18 protein-coding genes and 2 pseudogenes are annotated in these 23,759 nt (G+C 42.2%); 13 read left to right on the forward strand and 7 right to left on the reverse strand.

Features of this window, described 5'->3' with window-relative positions; all coding sequences use genetic code 11:
• Positions 1 to 69: 69 nt before the first annotated feature.
• Positions 70 to 711 (reverse strand): MBL fold metallo-hydrolase, encoded by a 642-nt coding sequence (locus J5O05_RS01610; RefSeq protein ID WP_208844442.1) that lies wholly within the window; start codon positions 709 to 711, stop codon positions 70 to 72.
• Positions 711 to 2,492: a M14 family metallopeptidase gene (locus J5O05_RS01615; RefSeq protein ID WP_208843319.1), complete on the reverse strand. Its 1,782-nt coding sequence runs from the start codon at positions 2,490 to 2,492 to the stop codon at positions 711 to 713. Before J5O05_RS01615 ends, J5O05_RS01610 begins: the two co-directional genes overlap by 1 nt.
• 110 nt (positions 2,493 to 2,602) lie before the next feature.
• Here J5O05_RS01615 and J5O05_RS01620 point away from each other — a divergent pair, with 110 nt between their 5' ends.
• The gene (locus J5O05_RS01620; protein WP_244369729.1) at positions 2,603 to 3,448 is read left to right on the forward strand and encodes an SDR family NAD(P)-dependent oxidoreductase; all 846 of its coding nucleotides are present in this window, start codon (positions 2,603 to 2,605) and stop codon (positions 3,446 to 3,448) included.
• 51 nt (positions 3,449 to 3,499) lie between these two features.
• On the opposite strand, the gene rplT is transcribed toward J5O05_RS01620, so the two are convergent.
• From rplT to thrS, 4 genes are all read right to left on the reverse strand, one after another.
• Entirely contained in the window at positions 3,500 to 3,859 is a 360-nt protein-coding gene (gene rplT / locus J5O05_RS01625; protein ID WP_005494218.1) for a 50S ribosomal protein L20, read from the reverse strand.
• A 15-nt stretch (positions 3,860 to 3,874) separates the two neighbouring features.
• A complete protein-coding gene (rpmI, locus tag J5O05_RS01630) occupies positions 3,875 to 4,075 on the reverse strand; it encodes a 50S ribosomal protein L35 (protein WP_005494220.1) in 201 nt (66 codons plus the stop codon).
• Between the two features lie 169 nt (positions 4,076 to 4,244).
• Positions 4,245 to 4,808: a translation initiation factor IF-3 gene (infC, locus tag J5O05_RS01635; RefSeq protein ID WP_280117698.1), complete on the reverse strand. Its 564-nt coding sequence runs from the start codon at positions 4,806 to 4,808 to the stop codon at positions 4,245 to 4,247.
• A gap of 56 nt (positions 4,809 to 4,864) precedes the next feature.
• Positions 4,865 to 6,775: a threonine--tRNA ligase gene (gene thrS, locus J5O05_RS01640; RefSeq protein ID WP_208843321.1), complete on the reverse strand. Its 1,911-nt coding sequence runs from the start codon at positions 6,773 to 6,775 to the stop codon at positions 4,865 to 4,867.
• A gap of 223 nt (positions 6,776 to 6,998) precedes the next feature.
• Between thrS and J5O05_RS01645 the strand changes: the two genes are divergently transcribed.
• The 5 genes from J5O05_RS01645 to J5O05_RS01660 all read left to right on the forward strand — a co-directional run bounded on the left by J5O05_RS01645 (position 6,999) and on the right by J5O05_RS01660 (position 11,397).
• On the forward strand, positions 6,999 to 7,895 hold the full coding sequence (locus J5O05_RS01645) for an endonuclease/exonuclease/phosphatase family protein (RefSeq protein ID WP_244369731.1): 897 nt from the start codon (positions 6,999 to 7,001) through the stop codon (positions 7,893 to 7,895).
• Positions 7,877 to 8,002 carry a hypothetical protein gene (locus tag J5O05_RS22300; protein WP_280117668.1) on the forward strand — a complete coding sequence of 42 codons (126 nt, stop codon included), beginning with the start codon at positions 7,877 to 7,879 and terminating at the stop codon, positions 8,000 to 8,002. Before J5O05_RS01645 ends, J5O05_RS22300 begins: the two co-directional genes overlap by 19 nt.
• Positions 8,003 to 8,154: 152 nt before the next feature.
• Entirely contained in the window at positions 8,155 to 8,616 is a 462-nt protein-coding gene (locus J5O05_RS01650) for a DUF3010 family protein (protein WP_208844444.1), read from the forward strand.
• A gap of 325 nt (positions 8,617 to 8,941) precedes the next feature.
• Entirely contained in the window at positions 8,942 to 9,496 is a 555-nt protein-coding gene (locus tag J5O05_RS01655) for a TMEM165/GDT1 family protein (RefSeq protein WP_208843322.1), read from the forward strand.
• Between the two features lie 59 nt (positions 9,497 to 9,555).
• The gene (locus J5O05_RS01660) at positions 9,556 to 11,397 is read left to right on the forward strand and encodes an ABC transporter ATP-binding protein (RefSeq protein ID WP_208843323.1); all 1,842 of its coding nucleotides are present in this window, start codon (positions 9,556 to 9,558) and stop codon (positions 11,395 to 11,397) included.
• 96 nt (positions 11,398 to 11,493) lie between these two features.
• On the opposite strand, the gene J5O05_RS01665 is transcribed toward J5O05_RS01660, so the two are convergent.
• Entirely contained in the window at positions 11,494 to 11,979 is a 486-nt protein-coding gene (locus J5O05_RS01665) for a TetR/AcrR family transcriptional regulator (RefSeq protein WP_244369733.1), read from the reverse strand.
• Positions 11,980 to 12,319: 340 nt separating this feature from the next.
• Between J5O05_RS01665 and J5O05_RS01670 the strand changes: the two genes are divergently transcribed.
• From J5O05_RS01670 to J5O05_RS01700, 7 genes and pseudogenes are all read left to right on the forward strand, one after another.
• Entirely contained in the window at positions 12,320 to 13,495 is a 1,176-nt protein-coding gene (locus J5O05_RS01670; protein ID WP_208844445.1) for an efflux RND transporter periplasmic adaptor subunit, read from the forward strand.
• 6 nt (positions 13,496 to 13,501) lie between these two features.
• Positions 13,502 to 16,676: pseudogene (locus tag J5O05_RS01675) on the forward strand (efflux RND transporter permease subunit).
• 148 nt (positions 16,677 to 16,824) lie between these two features.
• Positions 16,825 to 17,415 carry a PilZ domain-containing protein gene (locus J5O05_RS01680; protein ID WP_208843324.1) on the forward strand — a complete coding sequence of 197 codons (591 nt, stop codon included), beginning with the start codon at positions 16,825 to 16,827 and terminating at the stop codon, positions 17,413 to 17,415.
• Between the two features lie 53 nt (positions 17,416 to 17,468).
• Positions 17,469 to 18,506: pseudogene (locus tag J5O05_RS01685) on the forward strand (agmatine deiminase family protein).
• Positions 18,507 to 18,514: 8 nt separating this feature from the next.
• A complete protein-coding gene (locus J5O05_RS01690) occupies positions 18,515 to 19,405 on the forward strand; it encodes a carbon-nitrogen hydrolase (RefSeq protein WP_208843325.1) in 891 nt (296 codons plus the stop codon).
• Between the two features lie 33 nt (positions 19,406 to 19,438).
• Entirely contained in the window at positions 19,439 to 22,909 is a 3,471-nt protein-coding gene (mfd, locus tag J5O05_RS01695) for a transcription-repair coupling factor (RefSeq protein WP_208843326.1), read from the forward strand.
• Positions 22,909 to 23,736 carry a CsiV family protein gene (locus J5O05_RS01700; protein ID WP_208843327.1) on the forward strand — a complete coding sequence of 276 codons (828 nt, stop codon included), beginning with the start codon at positions 22,909 to 22,911 and terminating at the stop codon, positions 23,734 to 23,736. The genes mfd and J5O05_RS01700 overlap by 1 nt, the downstream gene beginning before the upstream one ends.
• The last annotated feature ends 23 nt before the right edge of the window (positions 23,737 to 23,759 follow it).

Genomic DNA, 23,759 nt, shown 5'->3' on the forward strand with positions numbered 1-23,759 from the left:
ACTTTTTTCTTATAACGATGTTTTTATGATTAAACTATACCCATTTTAGGTCAACTTGTCTGCTATTTTTTAACCAAATCGACCTGACACAAATGGATTCGTGCGTTTTTCAATTCCTATTGTCGTTTCATTACCATGTCCCGTTAGCACTACCGTTTCATCTGGCAACGTGAACAACTTTTCACGTATTGAATTTAATAAAGTTGGACCATCTCCTTTCGGAAAATCAGTGCGCCCTATTGAGCCTTGAAACAGAACGTCACCAACAAATACACTTGACGAAGGCTTATTATAGAACACCACGTGGCCCGGCGTGTGCCCAGGACACAGAAAAACGGATAAATCAATTTTTCCGACCGCTACTTTATCGCCTTCTTCTAACCATGTATCGGGTAAAAACGGCTCCATAATTGGAAATCCAAACATTTGGCACTGCATTGGTAAAGCATCAAACCAAAATTGTTCATCTTTGTGAGGACCAACAATCTCGACATTGTACTTATTTTTTAGAACGACACTTGCACCAACATGATCTAAATGACCATGAGTGAGAAGTATTTTTTCAACTTCAACATCCAAGCTATCAACAAAAGCAGCAATCTTCTCTGGGTCTCCACCTGGGTCTACCAACGCTGCTTTATTCGTCTCGTTACATACAATCACTCTACAATTTTGCATGAACGGTGTAACGGGAATGGTATGTACTTTCATCATTCTTTATTAAATCCCATTAATATCGGGTACTTGAGATAAGCATCATCATAAAATGGTGTGTGTTTGTACAACCATTCCATCCTTTTTTCAGGATCTTTTGCAAATGCTTTGTCTTCCCTAACCAAAGAATCGAACTCTAGCGCAAGATTTGGATTGTCTTTCAGCAACATTCTTGCATAAGGTTCGAGTGCATAATTTTCAACGTATTCTGTCCGTTGAAATATTGTATTGAATTCACCCCACTGGAAAAAGGAATCAGGCGCTTCTGGATGAAGCAAGTGGACTGCAAGTTCGCCTGCGCCTTGCTGTGTCTTTACTTCAAACCAACCTTGTAGTGAATCTATAGAAACCGTGTTATAGCTAAACGTAGCACTTACACGAAAACGTCCTTCGAATGGCGCCTTATCGAATTCATATTGTTCGACAATTCCTTGCTTAACGACCACATTTGGCATTTCAGTAATCGGAGTTACCTCAACACCTTGCAGTTCTAATTTCTCAACTAAATCTCGATAAACTGGAGGAATAAAAAATGAATTTGGCACCTCGACAACTTTTGACGCTTCTTTTTGCCAATAAACCGGTAACTTTTCGTAATTTAGCGGTTTGCCGAGGTATTTGGCTTCAGTCGTGCCAGAAAGTGCACTGTCAAATCGCGTGTATTCAACGCCTTTAAACGAAACGTAGTCCGGTTGTTTGGCGTATTTTCTCTCTACGACTAACTTCGCAGGTACAAATGCGTGTTCATTTTTTACCGCTGTCGCAAGTTCATCTTGATGTTGAGATAACGCACTAATAACACCGTCAATAAACGCATACGTGCCAAGTACACGCTGTTTATAAGGCTTTAACGAATGATTCTCGACCAATATTGTTGGTAAGCTCTTTAAGTCGCCCCATCCATTTGAAAAACGAGGTGTTGCAACCCATCCAGCCAATCCTTCTTTAAAATCGCGTTTGTTCATCGCAAAAATTAGCGGTCCGGGAATGTGGCCTTCTTCTTCAAGCTTATTATCAATCATCGGCTTAAAGCTTTCATCTAGAACTCGAGAAATCGCTGGTGATTCACTGGCGAATTCTGGATTAAACCCATAAGTCACATCGTATTGATAGTCAGCACCATCGGTTACGTGAACATCGATATAGAGTGATGGTTGAAATTCGTTAATTACTTTTAACACTGAACGAATCTCTGGCGTATCAAGCTTAGTGTAATCTCGATTAAGGTTGAGATTTTTAGCGTTTGTCCTAAAGCCCATGATACGAGGACCGCGTTGATTAATTCGGTTGAACTCATTTCGACGCTCATGACCATCAACATTTAGAATAGGAATAAAGAGCAAATTTACCTTGCTAAGAATATCTCTTCGCTTACCGGTTGCGATGTCACGTAGGAGCATGAAACCTGCGTCTTTTCCATCGATTTCACCCGCATGGATCCCGGCCTGAATTAAAAGAGTTGGTTTATTATTATTTTTAAGCATGGCTGAAGAGAATTGGCTGTGTTCACTTGCAATAAGCATCACAACTTCCCTACCCGCATCGCTTGTTCCAATAACTACTTTTTGAAATTGGGTTGGATTAGCAGCAACTAATCTGTCAACGAATAACATCGTTTCTTCGTAGTCTGGAGAGTCAAGACCACCGCTTAATTCGAATGCCGTCGTTAACGGACCTTCTTGTTGCATTAACGCTTCGGTCTTACCATGCCATTCAATTAATGGGGGTAAGTGGCTTTCGGTTGCAGCCATAGTCATCATAAAAAGTGTTGCGAACATAAAAACTCAAATTTTCCGCGTAATGGAGACGATTATATCAATATTTTTTTAACAAGCTTAGAATGTGCGGTGATTCTACAAAAAATACAGCTAATTATAGGAAGCTCAGCGTGCGTAAAGACATAAATAGTCCACTAAAAGTACTTATTACCGGTTGTTCGAGCGGTATTGGTCTTTTTTGTGCACAACAATTACATAATGAAGGACATCATGTCGTCGCAACCGTTCGCAATCAAGAAGATAAAACACGCCTTGAAGCGTTAGGTTTGAACGTGATTATCTTAAATTTGGCCTGTCCAAAGAATAGAGAAGCGGGATTTAACGCTGCAATTGAATTACTCGAAGGTCGTCTCGATTTACTGTTTAACAACGGGGCCTATGGCCAACCTGGCGCGGTAGAAGATCTTCCAACCGACGTTCTAAAGCAACAATTTGAAGTAAACTTTTTTGCTTGGCATGACTTAACAATCCGAGCGATTAGATTAATGCATCTGCAAGGTACTGGTAAAATAGTCCATAACTCATCGGTACTTGGGCTAGTCGCATTACCCTACCGAGGCGCATACAATGCGAGTAAATTTGCGCTAGAAGGCCTTACGGACACACTAAGAATGGAATTGTGTGGAACAAATATCCACATCAGCCTAATTGAACCCGGCCCGATTGTATCGAAATTTAGAGAAAACGCTAAAAAAGCATTTTTAGAAAATATCGATTGGAGAAGCAGTCGTCATAAAACTGAGTACGATAACCAAATTAATCGACTGTCTGCGAGTGACGCGCCTCAAAAGTTTACTTTAGGTCCTGAGGCTGTGTATCAACGCCTTGAGGCTATTATTAATAGTGACAAACCGAAAGCGCGATATTATGTCACGTTCCCAACTTACTTAATGGGTTTCTTAAAGCGAATCTTAACGACCGCTCAACTAGATAAAGTACTTCTGAAAAATCGTTGATAGTACGATCAAAAAAGGCGCCTAGGGCGCCTTCTTCATCGCTTAATGATATTAAGCAGCTACAGATTCTTTTGCTTTTGCAACTAGAGCTGCGAAAGCTACTTGATCGTATACTGCGATATCAGCAAGGATCTTACGGTCGATTTCGATCGAAGCCTTTTTAAGACCATTGATGAAACGGCTGTAAGAAAGACCATTTTGACGTGCAGCAGCGTTGATACGTGCGATCCATAGTTGACGGAAAGTACGTTTCTTAGCACGACGGTCACGGTATGCATATTGACCAGCTTTAGTTACTGCTTGGAAAGCTACGCGATAAACACGTGAACGTGCACCGTAGTAACCTTTAGCTTGTTTTAATACTTTTTTGTGACGCGCGCGCGCGATTACACCACGTTTAACTCTTGCCATGACTGATATCCTCTATTAAGCGAATGGTAACAAACGGTTGATAAGAACGAGATCGTTCTTGTGAACCATTGTCTTAGCACGTAAGTGAAGTTTACGCTTAGAAGACTTCTTAGTCAGGATGTGACGAAGATGTGATTGCTTACGCTTGAAACCGCCTGAAGCAGTCTTTTTGAAGCGCTTTTTCGCGCCGCTGTGTGACTTTAATTTATAAGCCATTGCAATAACTCCAAATGATATTGCGTTTAACAAGCAAGTAGGCGGACCGAAGTCACTTGTATGGCCTAGCTTGCGCCAAGTTCCGGTGGAGTAAACTCACTTAGACCGGTCAGTTCAGGTGACCGAAGTACTTTTAGACCTGAACTGAAGGATGCGTATTATCCAGTATTTATGACTTTTTGGCAATAGGTGCCAACATCATAACCATCTGGCGGCCTTCCACGCGATTCGGGAAAGACTCTACTTGAGAAAGATCTTGCAAGTCTGCTTTGATACGGTTGAGCAATTCAAGCGCCAAATCAGTGTGTGCCATCTCACGACCACGGAAACGTAGTGTGATTTTAGCTTTATCACCTGCTTCAAGGAATTTCTTTAAGCTGCGAAGTTTAACTTGGTAGTCGCCTTCGTCAGTACCTGGACGGAATTTAATTTCCTTGATTTGGATTTGCTTTTGCTTTTTCTTTTGTTCTTTTTGTTGTTTTGATTTTTCAAAAATGAACTTACCGTAATCCATCACTCGACATACAGGTGGTTCTGCATTAGGACTGATTTCAACCAAATCAACGCCAGCTTCTTCAGCTACTTCTAGAGCTTCACGAATTGATACTACGCCAATTTGCTCGCCTTCTAATCCGACTAAGCGAACTTCTTTTACTGTAATTTCCTCGTTAATACGATTCTTTTGAGCTGAACTTTGCCCTTTTTTGCCGCCTCTAATGGTACGTTCCTCCAAGTTATTGAAAATAAAAACGTGTGTGGCATACCTGACCACACACGCTCCGTCTTTATTTATGCACGGTTTTTGATTTCTTCGGTAATTTTAGCAATAAAATCATCTACTGCGAATTTACCAAGATCCTCACCTGTTCGCGTACGAACGGCTACTTCACGTTGTTCAACTTCTTTGTCGCCAACAACAAGTAGGTAAGGAATGCGTTTTAAAGTATGTTCGCGGATTTTAAAGCCAATCTTCTCATTTCTCAAGTCGGCGAATGCGCGAATTCCCAGTTTATTTAATTTTTGTACAATTTCTTGTGCAAAATCAGCTTGCTTATCGGTGATATTCATAATCACAACTTGCTTTGGAGCAAGCCAAGTTGGGAATAAACCAGCATACTCTTCAGTAAGAATACCAATAAAACGCTCAATAGAACCTAGAATTGCACGATGGATCATTACTGGTGTTTTACGTTCATTGTTCTCTGCAACGTAAGTAGCACCTAAACGCCCTGGTAAAGCAAAGTCTAGCTGAACCGTGCCACATTGCCATGCACGCTCTAAGCAGTCATAAAGCGTGAATTCAATTTTAGGTCCATAGAACGCACCTTCGCCTGGCAAATATTCAAATTCGATTTCATTTGCGTTAAGCGCTTCAGCAAGTGCAGCTTCTGCTTTGTCCCACATATGGTCTTCACCGATGCGTTTTTCTGGACGAGTAGATAACTTAACTACAATTTTCTGAAAACCGAAAGTTGAGTATGTGTCATAAACCATTTTAATACACGCCGACACTTCATCCATGATCTGTTCTTCAGTACAGAAAATGTGAGCATCGTCTTGCGTAAAGCCGCGTACACGCATCAGGCCGTGTAAAGCGCCAGATGGCTCGTTTCGGTGACAACAGCCAAATTCAGCCATACGAAGTGGCAAATCACGGTAAGATTTCAAGCCTTGATTGAAAATTTGTACGTGACCTGGACAGTTCATTGGTTTAATTGCATATTCACGTTTTTCTGATTCCGTTGTGAACATCGCATCAGCGTACTTATCCCAGTGACCCGAACGTTCCCAAAGTACACGGTCCATCATTAAAGGACCTTTAACTTCTTCGTAATCGTACTCACGTAGTTTTTCACGGACAAAATCTTCTAACTCACGATAAATGCTCCACCCATCGTTGTGCCAGAACACCATGCCTGGCGCTTCTTCCTGCCAGTGCCAAAGATCAAGTGTTTTACCGATTTTACGGTGGTCGCGTTTTTCAGCTTCTTCAAGGCGTTTTAAATAAGCGCCTAGCTGTTTCTTATCTGCCCACGCAGTGCCGTATACTCGTTGCAACATTTTGTTGTCAGAGTTACCACGCCAATATGCACCAGCCACTTTCATGATTTTGAAGAAATGGCAGAAACGCATGTTTGGTACGTGTGGTCCACGACACATGTCGATGTATTCTTCGTGGTGATATAGTCCTGGACGATCATCTTTAGAGATGTTTTCATCCAAGATTTCAATTTTGTATGATTCGCCACGCGCTGCAAATGCATCACGAGCTTCTTGCCAGCTCACGGTTTTCTTCACAACATCGTAATTCGTTTTCGCAAGTTCAAGCATACGCTTTTCAAGCGCATCAAGGTCTTCTTGTGTGAGTGAACGATCGAGATCAATGTCATAGTAAAAGCCGTTGTCGATTGTTGGACCAATCGCCATTTTCACATCAGGGAACAGTTGCTTAATCGCATGACCTAGCAAGTGAGCACATGAGTGACGAATGATTTCCAGACCGTCCTCATCTTTCGCGGTGATGATTTCAAGCTTTGCATCTTCGGTAATTAAGTCGCACGCATCAACACGTTGACCATTAACACGACCTGCTATAGTCGCTTTTGCAAGACCCGGACCGATATCCTGAGCCACATCCATAGTTGAAACTGGATTTTCGAAGACGCGCTGACTGCCGTCTGGGAGAGTAATTACTGGCATTATAATTCCTGTTACAGTGGTGATGCCTACGCCGCATCACGTGTTAATTTAATCAAAAGTTAAAAAGATTCGCTCTGACAACACTTTTACGAGTAAGTATTGGGAGTTAAGCGCCCAGTTTGGCGTTAAGCACAAAAGCGAACCGATATTTTGTCGTTACTAATGGCGAAATGCAAGTATCGGTCTAAAATTGAAGAAGATTTAGTATTAACTCTTTGATGCAATGCCAAAAACGACCAAATTCACCATCGCAACATTCAATCTACTTAATTTTGCGGCGCCGCCACTTTCGTTTTATCAACTTCATGAACACTACAATGATACGCAATGGCACACAAAAATTCAGTTCATCACTGGACTCATTGAACATTTGAATCCAACCATCATAGCGTTCCAAGAGGTGTTTAGCATACAAACATTACAATTATTGTGCGAAGATCTCGGGCTTCCCTATTTTGCGACAGTTTCTTCACCTAGGCCCGACCCTGTCTACCCCAATGTGTTATTTCATCCTGTTGTGGCCATCGCGTCGAAAATCCCGTTTAAATCAGCGCAAGCGCTAGAACCCTGCCCGGAGCTACTCGAATATCTGAATAATCAGCTAAATTTTGAATTTAATCGTACGCCAATAAAATGTTATTTTGAATTAGAAGGGTTTGGTGAACTTGCGCTCTATGCTGTGCATTTCAAATCCCAACGTGTGCATTCAATGGCTCATATGCTTAAAAACGCAGGGCAAGATGACCATTTATTAACGTTGCTTCACCAAACCGTTGGCCAAATGCAGTCGCAAATATCTCGCTCGCTCGAAGCATCAATTGTTTATTATGACGCACTAAAAACGCAAAGAGAAAAACATGTTCCTACTCTCGTTTTGGGGGATTTTAACGACCAGATCACAAGTCCTGCACTCTCCTTTATGACCCAATCTTTTCCACCTAATACAGATTTAAATCTTCCTGACAGTGTGGGAACTTCGCCGACTCGTTCTATTTTGCTGATAACTTACTTAGTTTTGATAACAAACCCGCAAGTCATTTTTACCGAGGCCAAGGAAATGTTCTTGATTACATCCTTGCATCAAAAGAATTCAACCCAAATATGCCTACGTCAAACGTAAAGTCGCTTAAATACATTTCTTTGGATAAGCACCTAGACCCTGCTCGTTCAGAAGAAGACATACGCTACAGCGACCACGCATCGATAGCGATTGAATTCACCGTGTAATACTAAAGGTTACGCGTCAAGCTATCGTAATAACGAAAATGCAATCAAGTTTGATTGATACCAATGAAATTTGTTAGAACAATGATTCACTAAGGTTGGTATCCGAAAACAACGTGCTATAATTGCGGCAATTTGAAAAAACTGGATATTTTATGAGAACTTGCGGCGTTGAAATAACAGGCAACGAAATTTTTCTTTGTTTACTTTCGAAAGAAGCGGATGTTTTCGACATTCGTGATATTCGTCAGACACGATTTTCATTACCACAAAATGGTTCAGACACCGCAGTAATGCGTAAATTTTACTTTGACTTTAAAAAACTAGTTGAAGATTACAAAATCGATTCAATCGCATTTAAAGAACGTCCCGCAAAAGGCAAATTTGCTGGTAGCGCTACAGGTTTTAAATTTGAAACTGCTTTGCAGTTAATTCCTGACATTGACGTCCGTATTTTGACAAGCACCGAAGTAAAAGAACAACTTAAAAAGAACCCTATTCCTATCGATTTTGAAGAAACGGGTCTTAAAAAGTACCAAGAAAATGCATTTGCATATGCTTACGTTTATATCAACAGAAAAATTTATAAAGTTGATGAAAAACAAGCTGAACAGTAAGATTTAAACAGTAATAAAAAAGGAGCTTCTGCTCCTTTTTTATTGTCAAAAATGCAGCCAGCGGTTAATATTGCGCTCCACTTTGGGGGAGTAGCCTGCAAGCTATACGAAACGCGTTCGACAAATTCAGGGGCAATCTGATTCATTTGAAGTCGAATACGCATTTAAGCTTGTGTCTATATCAACATAGTTGCGCGCACATTTGCGCATGGTATAGACGTAAATCGCTTTGATTTATCGGCAAGACTCAAGGTAATGGCTTTCCTATTTTGGCGGGAGGAAGGTTGTTGCCTTGTTGTTTTTATCCCGCCTTGGTAGCAATGTTATGGAACAGTTTCTTATCTCTACACTTACCGTCACGCTCGCCGAAATCGGCGATAAAACCCAATTACTTTCCCTTTTTCTCATCTTAAAATACAAAAAGCCATTTCAAATAGCACTGGGCATTCTGTTAGCGACTATTCTGAACCACTTAGCTACAGCGTATTTAGGTGTTGCTATTTCTGACTTGTTCAACTCTTCGTATTTTCAATATTTCCTTAGCTTAAGTTTTGTCCTGCTTGGTATTTGGCTATTGTTTCCGGACAAAGAAGATGATGTAGACAACCGCTTTGATCAATTCGGAATATTTGCAGCAACCTGTGTACTTTTTTTTATTGCAGAATTAGGTGATAAAACTCAATTCGCCACAGCGCTTCTCGCTTCTCAGTTTCAGTCAATTTGGTTAGTTACGCTAGGCTCTACGCTTGGTATGTTACTCGCAAATATTCCTGTACTGATTTTTGGTGAGGCACTGATCAAAAAGGCACCTTTAAAGCTTTTTAGGGCACTCGCCGCGATTACAGCAATTGCCGTTGGAATCGCTGGTTTTATTTTGTAAATCCTGCTACTGTATATCCGTACAGCAAAGGAAACTCTAGATCTCAACAAGGCGGTATTATGTACTCATGGTTTGAACGTTTAACTCGTCCTTTTCCAACACAAGAGGCAACACAGCCGCCTTCTGGTTTATTCGCGTTTTGTCGTTATTACACTAAAGGTATGGAAATCCCCCTTATTGTGATGTCCTTATCCGCGGCAATACTCGCTATTCTAGAAGTCACTCTCTTTAGCTTTATGGGTACACTCGTTGATTGGTTTTCAAACTATACGCCTGAACAACTTTTTGCTGAAAAAGCCTCTGATTTAACGACCATGGGAATGACTACTTTGGTCATTTTACCAATTTTAGTTTTCCTTCACTCTTCTATTCTTCACCAAAGTTTGCTTGGTAACTACCCAATGTCAATTCGTTGGCTCGCACATCGCTATCTCTTAAAGCAAAGCATGTCATTTTACCAAGATGAATTTGCTGGTCGAATTGCAACTAAAGTGATGCAAACAGCGTTAGCTGTGCGTGAGACAGTGATGAAACTGCTAGATGTATTAGTTTACATTTTGGTTTATTTTGGTGCGGTACTTGTTTTAGTCGGTCAAGCAGACCTGAGACTTATGATTCCTATGGTCGGTTGGTTACTCGCCTACATTGGCATTCAACTCTATTTCGTCCCTCGCCTTAAAAACGTTTCCACACAACAAGCGGATGCTCGCTCAGATATGACTGGCCGGATTGTCGATAGCTATACGAACATCACCACCGTTAAACTGTTTTCACACACTCAACGTGAAGAACAGTACGCTAAGGAAAGCATGGAAATATTTATTAAGCCTGTCTATGCACAAATGCGCCTTGCAACGTCTCTAAACGTAAGTGTTCAAGTGATTAATTATGTTTTGGTGTTTAGCGTTGCGGCAATGAGTATATATTTATGGTCATTAAACGAAGTTACGGCTGGCGCAATCGCTATCACCGTCAGTTTGGCTCTTCGGCTCAATGGTATGGCACAGTGGATTATGTGGGAAGTAAGTGGACTATTTGAAAATATAGGTACTGTAGTTGATGGAATGCGCACACTTTCACAACCCTTACAAATCACGGACAAAGAAAACGCTTCATCTCTTGAATTACAAGCTGGCGCCATTTCATTTAGTGACCTCAGTTTTTCCTATCGAAGAGCGGACAGTAGTCACAAAGTTGTTATCGATAAATTAAATCTTGATATTCGAGCTGGAGAAAAAATAGGCATTGTCGGACGCTCGGGTGCTGGAAAATCAACTCTCGTTAATTTACTACTTCGTTTTTACGATGTTGACAGCGGTAAAATCCTTATTGATGGACAAAACATCGCTGATGTTACGCAAGAGTCGCTTCGAAAAAATATAGCAATGGTCACGCAGGATACTGCTCTTTTGCATCGTAGTGTGAAAGAAAACATTATGTACGGAAATCCAACAGCTACTGAAGCCGAGTTGTTAGCGGCTGCAACTAGTGCACAGGCGATGGATTTTATAAATGAGTTAGAAGATAAAGCTGGAAATGTCGGTTTAAATGCTCAAGTTGGTGAGCGAGGAGTCAAGCTGTCTGGCGGACAGCGTCAACGTATCGCTATTGCACGAGTTCTATTAAAAAATGCACCAATTTTAATTTTGGATGAAGCTACATCGGCACTCGACTCAGAAGTGGAATCAGCGATCCAAGACAGCTTAGAACAGTTGATGGACGGAAAAACCGTCATTGCAATTGCTCATCGTCTTTCTACTATCGCTAAACTAGACAGATTAATCGTACTCGAGGAAGGTAACATTGTTGAACAAGGTACGCACACAGAGCTTCTTGCTCTTGGTGGGATTTACGCAAAGCTATGGGCGCACCAAACGGGTGGGTTTATAGGCGTGGACTAGCGCCTTCGCAAAAAAGACGAACGGTTTGAGTAAGCAATTGATCTAGTGCTTTCTCATCAATGGCCGGCTGCCATTTTAACACTTGCTCCCAATAGGTTAGTTTTTTGAGTCCCCCCAAAAGAAACCTGCGGCGAGTTCTGCATCGAAGTCGCCTAGGCAACCTGCATTAAACGCGTCTTTAAACCATTGCAGCAAAGCACACTCGCAGTTGTTAAATCGAATTGCAAGACGCTCTGCTTGTTCTTTGCTGCGCATTGATTCAATCATGACAATGCGGGAAAGTGTTAAATAGTCTTCATCAGACAGAAGCTCTATTGCGCTTCTTGCAAGATGTTCTAACTGAGTTTTAAAACCATAATTTGGTATAAATTGAATAGCAACTAAGGGATTAATCCGCTCGATTAAAAGGTCAACAACCGTATCGAACAAAGATTCTTTCGTTGGAAAATGTTTGTATAACGTGCGTTTAGATACTTGAGCCTCAGCAGCGATTCGTTCCATAGTCGTCGCTGTTAGGCCAAACTGCGCAAATTGCTTAATGGCAGCAGAAAGAATACTGCTTTGCTTTGTTGATAATTGCACTTTGTACCCGTTATTAAACTTTACGTTAATACTATTTTAATTGAAAAAATTAAGAAAAAAAAGTACACGATACCGTTTACCTTTAATTGGTCTAGGTATACACTATCGTTTACTTGGTTATTTCTGCGTCATTCTCCTTTACTTTCTGTCGATTAGGGTATGAAATAAATAATTACCAACCTCGACACCTGTTGGAATCTGCATGCAGAGAACATCCTTATTAAGATTGTGCTGCGACAAAGATACCTCATTACCGCTACACACCTTGAAAAATCAAGGTAATCCGCTGTGGCAGCACAACAAAATAAAAGCTCAAAATACAATCAATACTGGAGTGCTCATGTACCTCACAAAATTTAAGCGTCGCGCATTACCATTCTCTTTGGCAGCAGCGTCTGTGTTCACACTCGTCGCATGTGGCGAAGGTGAAGCACCGCAAGGTCATGGTGGTATGCCTCCGGCACAAGTACAAACAGTGGCAGTAGAAAAGACATCTGTTCCTTTCACTATTGAGCTTCCTGCAACTCTCTCGGGAAACAAGGAAGTAGAAATTCGAGCGCGAGTCTCTGGCATTATTGAATCTCGCAATTTCGAGGAAGGACAGATTATTACTGAAGGCCAATCATTATTTACCTTAGATTTAGAACCGTTTAAGTTAGAAGTTGATAAAGCAAAAGCCCAACTGCAAGCAGCAAAAGCCTCTGTTGAACAAACGAAGCGTGAAAGAGACCGATTAGAAGCGCTTAAAAACGAACGTTCTATTTCAAAGCGTGAATATGATAACGCCGTATCCGCTTATGATATCGCCATCGCAAACCTAGAAACCTCTAAAGTCGCCTTAAAGAACGCTCAACTCGACTTAGAGTATGCACAGGTTAAAGCGCCTGTTTCTGGGATAGCAGGTAGAGAATTTGTTTCAGAAGGTAGTTACGTTCAAGGTCCTAGCGTTTTACTTACAGAACTGACTGAAACAACAAAAATGCGGGTGCGTTTTGGTTTCTCAGAACGTGAACAGCTAGATATGCGCCAGGAAGTAGAAAATGGTTATCTTACTCTACCTGCGGGCAATCAATTCGATGTTCAATTGGTTTTACAAAATGGCAGCCTTTATGGGCAAACAGGAAAAGTTAATTTCAGCGACGTTCGCGTAAATCGAAACACGGGAACGAGTGAACTTCAAGCCGTTGTTAATAACCCTGACGGACAGCTTCGCCCTGGGCAATTTGTTCGAGTAAAACTCACTGGCGCCATTCGTAACGAAGCTATAGTGCTACCACAGCGTGCAGTTTTGGATAATGGTACTGGTAAATTTGTCTACGTCGCTGTTGAAAAAGAACAAGGCATGACAGTTGCCTTACCTGCGCCTGTCGAAGTAGGCGAATGGGTGCAACTTAATGGTGAGAATGCGTGGGTGATTAAATCAGGCTTGAACCCAGGCCAACCGGTTATTGTTGAAGGCATGGCTCGTATTTTCTTCCCTGGCATGCCAGTTCAAGTAAATAATAAAGGAGCATAATTCTGTATGTTCTCTAGGTATTTTATAGACAGACCGATATTCGCATTCGTTATTTCGATTGTGATGGTGTTGGCTGGTTTAGCAGCTATGCGCAGCCTTCCTATAGCGCAGTATCCAGAAATCGCGCCACCCGTTGTGCAGGTCACCGCAATGTACCCTGGTGCATCTGCCGATGTATTGGAGCAAACAGTTGCTGCGCCTATTGAAAACGCCATTACAGGCGTAGAAGGTATGATGTATATGGACTCGACAAGTACGAGTTCAGGCGCAACGACTATTGCGGTAACGTTCGAGATTGGCACTGACATCGATCAGGCTGCGGTTGACGTAAACAATCGCGTGAAACAAGTTGAAGCTCGCCTACCTGAAGAAACAAGACGCCAAGGTGTTGTTGTAGCGAAAGGTTCATCAAGTTTTCTTCAGGTTCATGCGTTTTATTCACCAGATGGATCTCGCTCTAGCCTTTGGACATCAAACTACGTTACGATGAATATTCTTGATAGAATCAAGCGTATTCCGGGTACAACGAGTGTTCAGATCTTTGGTGCGAAAGATTACGCAATGCGTATTTGGTTGCGTCCAGATGTAATGAGCCAACTTGGTGTCACCGTCGAAGAAGTAACGTCTGCTGTTCGTGAGCAAAACTCTCAATATGCTGCCGGTACTATTGGTGCGACACCTACAACAAGTAACTCGCAAGAACTTGTTTACAGCGTAACTGCAAAAGGTCGTTTATCGACACCTGAAGAGTTCTCGAACATCATCATTCGAGCGAATGAAGATGGCTCAACGCTCCGAATGAAAGACATTGCGCGTGTTGAATTAGGCTCGAAAGACTACAATTTCGCCGGTACATATAACGGCAAAGAAGCAGTGCTGTTGGGTATATTCCTACAGCCAGGTGCGAACGCTCTTGACGTTGCCAATGAAGTAGAAGCAACTATTGCAGACATTAAAACCGCTTTCCCTGAAGGTTTGTCCCACGCAATTCCTTACGACACAACTCGTTTCGTAGAAGTATCAATTCGTGAAGTACTCAAAACCCTTGGCGAAGCAATGCTTCTTGTATTCCTAGTCGTTTATTTGTTCTTACAAAATTGGCGAGCAACTCTTATTCCTTCATTAGCGGTTCCTGTATCGTTACTTGGTACGTTTGCTGGCCTTTATATGATGGGATATTCAATCAATACACTAACGTTATTCGGTATGGTATTGTCAATCGGTATTGTGGTTGATGATGCGATTGTTGTACTTGAAAACGTTGAACGAATCATGCACGAACAACACCTTTCTCCGCGTGATGCCGCAATTAAGGCAATGCAAGAAGTAAGCGGCCCAGTTGTCGCTATCGTATTAGTGCTGTGTTCGGTATTCGTCCCTATTGCGTTCTTAGGCGGCTTAACCGGTGAATTGTTTAGACAGTTTGCTATCACTATTTCAATTGCTGTTAGCTTGTCTGGTGTCGTTGCACTGACAATGACACCTGCATTGTGTGTTGCCATTTTGCGTCATGAAGATAAGCAAACTGCGCGTTTCTTCATTTGGTTCAACGAATGGTTTAAGCGCATCACGGGTCGCTACGTAAGTTCTGTCAGCTTCATGGTTCGTCGAGGTTTCTTAGGTTTAACCTTAATGTTAGCGATGATTGCTGCGACGGGATTCCTTTGGAAAAATACTCCGAACTCTCTCGTACCTGATGAAGACCAAGGCTATTACATCAGCGCAGTATTTTTACCAGATGGTTCTTCTCTTGAACGTACGAACGAAGTGGTTGCAAAGGTTATCGATGCAATTCAATCAAATCCAGCAAACGAAAACGTAGTTGCGTTTACAGGTTTCGATTTCATTGGTAACGGTTACAAAAGCAGCGCGGCTACCATTTTCGTTACGCAAAGTCACTGGGATGATCGTCAAATTGACGTGAAATCGCTCGTTGGTGAGCTTTATATGAAAACGGCAGGTATAAACGAAGCACTCGTTTTAGCGTTTAACCCGCCAGCGATATTCGGACTTGGCAACACCGGTGGTTTTGAAATTTACGTACAAAACAAAGGGGATGGTGGCCCAGAGAAACTCAAAATGGGTATGCATTTAATGATGGCTGAAGCACAAAAGAAGTCCTATCATTTCAAGCCTACAAACGCTTTGGAGACCAGACGCACCTCAGTTAAAAGTCGAGATGGATCGTGAACAAGCTCGCGCAATGGGTGTGAATATTAATTCTGCATTCAATGCGTTAGCTGCGAACTTAGGTAACTATTACGTCAATGATTTCAACAAATTTGGTCGTGCATGGCAGGTTATTATGTCCGCCGAAGCTGAATTCCGTATGAAACCGGAAGACGTCGGCCGTATTTACGTTAAAAGCGACAAAGGCGAGATGGTCCCCATTTCAGCATTTACGAAAATTGAATACAGCCGAGGACCAGAGAGCTTAAATCGTTTCAATAACTTATCAGCTGTCAAACTTATCGGTGAAGCTGCGCCTGGCTATTCTTCTGGTCAGGCAATTGCTGAAATGGAACGCATTGCAAAAACGGTGTTACCACCAGACATGACCTATGACTGGACTGGTTCTGCATTCCAAGAAAAGCGTAGCTCTGGTACGACAGGTTTAGCTCTAGGCCTTGCTGTTATCATGGTTTTCCTAATTCTTGCTGCACTCTATGAGCGTTGGTCTCTACCAATTTCAGTGTTACTCGCTTTGCCTTTTGGTACGTTTGGCGCGTTGGTCTCAGTATGGGTTTCGGGTTTAACAAACGACGTTTACTTTCAAATTGGTTTGGTTACACTGTTAGGTCTTGCAAGTAAAAACGCGATTCTAATCGTCGAGTATGCACTTATGAAGTACCAAGAAGGTTGGACAGCAAGTGCAGCGGCACTCGAAGCGGCTCGTTTACGTTTTAGACCAATTATCATGACCTCTCTGGCCTTTATTCTTGGTGTTGTACCGTTAGTGTTTAGTTCAGGCGCGGGTGCAGGAGCAAGGCATTCAGTAGGTACTGGTGTTATGGGAGGTATGATGGCTGCGACATTCCTTGCTGTCTTCTTCGTCCCCCTCTTTTTCTATTGGTTAACGACGAGACGTGTTACTGAAAAACGTTCACGTGATGAGTTAGCAAATGAAATCGCTGAACATCATAAGAAAGAGCATGTCGATACCGACGAAGGCTTAGTCTAAATACACAAAGCGCGGTAGAGATACTATCGCGCTTTTTCTTTTCATGTCGTAAATCTCCCGCTTTACAAGCGCAAACTTCTTCATTTCAAAAGCCCATTTTTTCAGCTAAACTTAAGCTATGATTGAAAAAATTCAACCGAGCTTTTGAATGAGTGACAAACAAACGCAGTTCGAATCTTTTTTCCAAATTGAAGAAAGTAATCGAGTTAATCTCTATCCGGTTGCAAAGCACGAAGTACCGCTGACACAAGATGAATTAGAGGCGAGTATTCCCGCCCTGTTTAGACTCGCAAATGAAGTTAATGAACTTAACATAAGCGTGCTTCGACCATTAAGAAGCTTAGGTGATGTAGCCGAACAGCTAGCGGTATACTTACAGGCCCAGTCTCGTAAAATCGACCTCATCATGAGTCATATCCTGTCCACCGAACAATCGGACGACGATACCGTAAATTGCGATAGTTATGGCGGTGGCGGCATTAAAATAACACTCGACCAAGACTTTGAACTTGGCCAACATTTTAGAACAAAGATATTTTTATATAGTGAGGCCGCAGCCATATTTTGTTTTACCGAGGTTATAGCCAAGGCACAAACAGATAAGGGAACTCAATACACACTGTTATTCAGTAAAGTGCGAGATACGGACCAAGAACTCATCGTCCGGGCGAGTTTACACGCACAAACGCGTCAGTTAAAAAAACGCCAATCTGACAAGAATGAGACACAAAATAGCTGACACTCTGCCCTACAATGATAAACTATGGTCTTGTTTGATTGTTTTATAAGATCATGACTTTTAGATTATTACCTGAATGGACGGAACAAGACGCCGTCATGCTGACATGGCCACACGCTGATACCGATTGGTCACATATCCTAGATGATGTTGAACCAGTTTATGTCACGCTTTGTCAGCAAATAAGCCAAGTGCAAAAAGTACTTATCGTCGCGCACGATGAATCACTCAAAGCACACATTACACACCTTCTTGCTGAACATGGAGTTGACCTAACACAAATCGTGTTTGTGGATGCGCCCTGTGATGATACTTGAACTCGAGATCACGGCCCGTTAACGACAGCCAATGAACTTGGTGAAATCTATATCAAAGATTTTGTTTTTAATGGTTGGGGCGATAAATTCGACGCCTCACAAGATAACGCAATCAATAGACAGGTTGTTGATCAAGCGGCTTGTAAAAACGCGAAGTACAAATCTCTAAACTTTGTACTTGAAGGCGGAGGTGTTGAAATAAATGAGAATGGCGTGCTTTTAGCAACGTCAGAATGTTTATTAAACCCAAATCGTAACCCTTCTTTATCAAAACAAGAAATCGAGCAAACGTTACAAGATGAACTTGGCGTGACGTCATTCTTGTGGGTTGACCATGGGTATCTTGCTGGTGACGATACCGATAGCCACATCGACACGCTGGTACGATTCGCACCGAACGATACAATAGTTTACGTTGAATGCGACGACGAAGAAGATGAGCACTACGACGCACTGTCAAAAATGGCATCACAGTTAGAAACATTTAGAACGCCATCTGGTGAGCCTTATCAATTAATTCCGCTCCCTTGGCCTAAAGCGTGTTTTGACTCGGAAGGCTACCGATTACCTGCAACCTACGCTAACTATTTAATCATCAATAAAACGGTCCTTGTTCCCGTGTATGGTGATGAATTCGATGGTTTTGCTTTAGGTCAGATCCAACAAGCGTATCCAGATAGAACCGTTATTGGTGTCAATTGTTTACCTATTATCCATCAGTTTGGTAGCTTACATTGCATTACAATGCAGTTGCCAAAAGGCTTTTTAAAGTAGGTCTTTTTATGAGTAACTCAATTTTAAAAGTTGGCCTTGTCCAGCACAGTAACACTGGTGACATTGCTGCGAATTTTCAAAAAACGCTCGATGGTATTCGCAACGCAGCCAGACAAGGTGCAAAACTAGTTTGTCTTCAAGAACTGCACCGTAGTTTGTATTTTTGCCAAGTAGAAGATACTGAACTATTTGATTTAGCTGAAACAATTCCAGGTCCAAGTACGACCGTTCTAGGAGCACTCGCAAAAGAGCTTGGTATCGTTATCGTTTCTTCGCTTTTCGAAAAGCGCGCTACGGGACTCTACCACAACACCGCAGTGGTTTTTGAAACGGACGGCACAATTGCAGGTAAATACCGTAAAATGCACATCCCAGATGATCCGGGATTTTACGAGAAGTTTTATTTTACCCCTGGAGATCTTGGCTTTACACCGATACAGACCTCTGTAGGGAAACTAGGTGTGTTAGTTTGTTGGGATCAATGGTTCCCAGAAGGCGCCCGCTTAATGGCTATGGCTGGTGCTGAACTACTAATCTACCCGACCGCGATTGGTTGGAACCCTGCTGACGACCGTGACGAACAAATTCGTCAGCGTGATGCTTGGATCATTGCACAACGTGCTCACTCCGTATCAAATGGTGTGCCTGTTATCAGTGTAAACCGTGTTGGTCATGAAGCAGATCCAAGTGGTACGAGTGAAGGTATTCAATTCTGGGGCAACTCATTTGTAACAGGACCACAGGGCGAATTTTTAGCACACGGTTCTGAAACAGAAGAAGAAATATTAGTCGTGGACATTGATAAAGCCCGAAGTGAATCTGTGCGCCGTTGGTGGCCTTACCTGCGTGACCGCAGAATTGACCACTACCACGATCTATTGAAAATCTATCGCGATTAATATCAAAAGAAAAACGTAAAACAGGAGTTGTAGATGTCAAAGGCACAATGGCAAGCCTTACCTTGGGTAAAATCAAAGCAGGATAAAATCCATTGGGGGCAACTAATCGGCAGTGGACTCAGTTTGTCACTTGCTAATGCCATTGAAAAACGCGACGAACTCGTCGTTATCGTCACCCAAGACACGCCTTCGGCTTTAAAACTTGAAACTGAGCTTAACTACCTCCTGTCAATTCCAGTTAGGGTTTTCCCTGACTGGGAAACGTTACCTTATGACCATTTTTCGCCGCATCAAGACATCATTTCTCAACGTTTAGCGACACTCAATGCATTGAAGTCAACTAAACACAGTGTACTTATTGTACCTGCTGCAACTCTTATGTTACGTACAGCGCCAAAATCGTTTATACATGGCACAGCGTTGCAATTTAAAGCGGGCCAAAGCGTCGATATAGAACAATTGCGACAAGCGCTGACGGAATCTGGATACAGGCATGTACAACAAGTCATGGAACACGGTGAATACGCTGTTCGAGGTTCTATAATCGACTTGTACCCAATGGGTAGCGAAACGCCGTTCAGACTAGACTTCTTTGATGATGAGCTAGATAGCATACGAGTGTTCGACCCTGAGACACAGCGTTCGCTTGATAAAATAGATTTCATAGATTTATTACCGGCACACGAGTTCCCTACCGCACAGTCAGATATTGAACGTTTTCGTATTCAATATCGTGCTAAATTCGGTGCGAGTAGCGAAAGCGATTCAATTTACATGCAGGTGAGCAAAGGTAGTCTACCCGCGGGAATTGAATACTATTTTCCACTATTCTTTGAATCGACAGCGACTATTTTTGACTACCTTCCTGATGATGCCACTTTCATGCATCTTGGAGACGTTGAGCACGCTGCAAATTCGTTTTGGGTCGATGTTAATAAACGCTATGAAAATCGAAGAGTCGATCCTCTCAGACCTTTACTCGCTCCAAATGAGCTTTATCTGCCTGTAGATAGCTTGTTCGAACAATTTGGGCACTACCCTAGGATCCGTCTATCACTTGCGCCACTAGGAACACGTGCTGGTCATACAAATCTTGATTGTGCGCTCATTCCAGAATTGAAAATTGATCACAAATTAACTGATCCATATAAAGCATTACTCAACTTTATTGCACTACAGAAAAAACAAGGCGGTCGTGTTCTCTTTTCTGTTGAATCAGATGGCCGCAGAGAATCACTTTTAACGTTATTAAAGCCAACTGGGCTAAAACTTAAATCGTTCACCCATCTACAAAAGTTTGTGTCAGCCAAAGATGACGTCGGTATCATAGTCAGTCCGCTTGAACAAAGTGTACTTCTCTTTGGTGAGTTGCCTCTTACCGTTATAACCGAACAAGAATTACTCGGTGTTAAAATATCTCAACGCCGTCGTCGCAAGCATAAGTTCGATCAAGGTCAAGATGCGCTCATTCGAAACTTAGCTGAACTTAAAGAAGGTCAACCTATCGTTCACCTTGATCACGGCGTTGGTCGCTATATCGGGTTACAAACAATTGAAGCTAACGGTATCGCTACTGAGTTTGTAACAATAACGTACGCTAATGAAGCCAAATTGTATGTTCCTGTAGGTTCACTGCATTTGTTGAGTCGTTATTCAGGTGGCGAAGAAGCCCACGCTCCTCTCCATAAGCTGGGATCAGACGTTTGGGAACGAGCGAAACGAAAAGCGGCGGAAAAAGTCCGTGACGTTGCAGCTGAACTACTGGATATTTACGCAAAGCGTCAAAGCAAGCCTGGTTACGCTTTCAAGTTAGAACAATCCGCTTATCGTGACTTTGGGGATAGCTTTCCATTTGAGGAAACCGACGATCAACGGAATGCGATAGAAGCGGTGTTGATGGATATGCAAAGCCCGCAGGCAATGGACCGATTAGTGTGCGGTGACGTTGGCTTTGGTAAAACAGAAGTCGCGATGCGCGCCGCGTTTGTTTCAGTGAACGATGGTAAGCAAGTTGCCGTACTTGTTCCAACAACGTTGCTTGCTCAACAACATTATGAAAACTTTAAAGATCGTTTTGCCGATCTTCCCGTTGAAGTAGGCGTATTGTCACGTTTTAACTCGACAAAAGAACAAAAAGAAACACTGACAAAACTTGAAGAAGGCAAACTTGATATCGTCATTGGAACTCATAAACTCCTGCAAGAAGATATTAAATTCTCGGACCTTGGTTTACTTATTGTTGATGAAGAACATCGATTTGGCGTAAGACAAAAAGAAAAAATTAAGCAGCTCCGTGCCGATGTGGACATCTTAACTCTTACAGCAACACCTATTCCACGAACGTTGAACATGGCCATGAGCGGTATGCGTGACTTGTCGATTATCGCCACGCCACCCGCTAAACGCTTGGCCGTAAAAACCTTCGTTCGCGAACGCGAGGACGAATTAATCCGAGAAGCTGTATTGCGTGAAATTAAACGCGGCGGTCAAGTCTATTTCCTTCACAATAACGTGGAAACCATTGAAAAAGTCGCTGAAGACATTACTCAACTTGTTCCTGAGGCAACCGTCGCCATCGCCCATGGCCAAATGCGTGAAAAAGAACTCGAATCATTAATGGGCGATTTCTATCACCAGAAATACAATGTCTTAGTATGTACGACAATAATAGAAACGGGGATAGATGTCCCAACAGCTAACACCATTATCATGGACAGAGCGGATAAACTTGGTCTAGCTCAAATGCATCAGTTACGTGGACGTGTAGGCCGCTCTCACCACCAAGCGTACGCCTATTTGCTTACGAAACCTGCGAATGCACTCACTCCTGATGCGGTTAAACGTTTGCAAGCAATCGAGTCTCTTGAAGATTTGGGTGCTGGCTTTGCCCTAGCAACACACGATTTAGAAATCCGTGGTGCCGGTGAATTGTTAGGAGATGACCAAAGTGGTCAAATTCAAACTATCGGCTTTACCCTCTATATGGAAATGCTAGAACAAGCTGTAAACGCACTTAAAGACGGTAAAGAACCTACACTAGAAAACTTGCTTCAGCAGCAAACCGAAGTCGATTTAAAAGTCCCTGCTCTTTTGCCAGACAGCTACATTCCAGACGTGAATACACGATTGAGCTTCTATAAACGTATTGCAAGTACAACGAATATTGAACAGCTCGATGAATTACAAGTGGAACTGATCGACCGCTTTGGGCTGTTACCTGATGCAGCAAAACATTTATTCTCTGTGCAAACAATCAAGCAAAAAGCGCAGCAAATCGGCATTAGCCGTGTCGATGCGAATCCGAAAGGTGGTTATTTCGAATTCACGTCACAAACAAAAGTTAACCCAATGTTCATTATCGGTTTGATACAAAGTGCACCATCTATTTATAAAATGGATGGCGCTAGCAAATTGAAGTTCGCCATTGAAGCCAATAACGGCAATGAAAGAATAAAAATGATAAATGCCATGATTGATGATTTTACTAAAAAGGCAGCAGCATAATGCTTAGCCGATTGTTTATTGCCGTTGTTATCTCAACGATTGCATTACCTGCCTACGCAACTCGTTGGTTTGAAGTTGAATTTATTGCATTTGAACAAAAAGAAAATGCCGAGCTACGTGAAGACTTCTCAATTAAATACCCTGAAATTACAGGAAAAAATCAGCTTGATTTGTTAACCGATGGCTTCAACTTAGCGGGAAAGGAGCAATGTTTACAGGGCACGATTCAGATACAAAGAAACACATTTGAACCACAAAGCCAAGTGTCTCCTGTGTGTCCTGATAGTTATGATTACACCCAACATTTTGACGTAATGCCTTTATCACCTAAAGCTGAAATTCAAGAACATACCGATAGTATTTATTTACTCGATGACTCTCAATTACAACTTGACGATGTAATGCAAAAGCTTAAACGCAAAGGGTTAAAGCCAATTTTGCACACGGGTTGGCGATTCCCTGAATCCAGTCAAACACGTGCCCCTAATATTATCGTATATGGTGGTCAGCGCTTCGCTGGAAACGCTAGTTTAGAATCCATAAAAAACTATATTAATAGTGAAGGTTATGTTGGTTTGTTAAACCATGAATTCGGTTCTATCACACATAAAGATCCTGACCTTTGGCAACTACAAGGATTGATGAAAATCCATGTAAGGCACTATTTATTTATTACCTCTGAATTTGACTATCGCTTTATGAACGACGACGCTGAGTTACAAACAGCGCGTTTTTCACAGTACACGCGCGTATACAGTGGTGACATACATTATCTTGATCATCCCAAAATGGGTATGATCATTCAAATAAGAAAGTATAAACATTAACGGCCACATCGGCTCGGAGGGGA

The sequence above is a fragment of the Pseudoalteromonas xiamenensis genome, from assembly GCF_017638925.1.
GTDB lineage: Bacteria > Pseudomonadota > Gammaproteobacteria > Enterobacterales > Alteromonadaceae > Pseudoalteromonas > Pseudoalteromonas xiamenensis.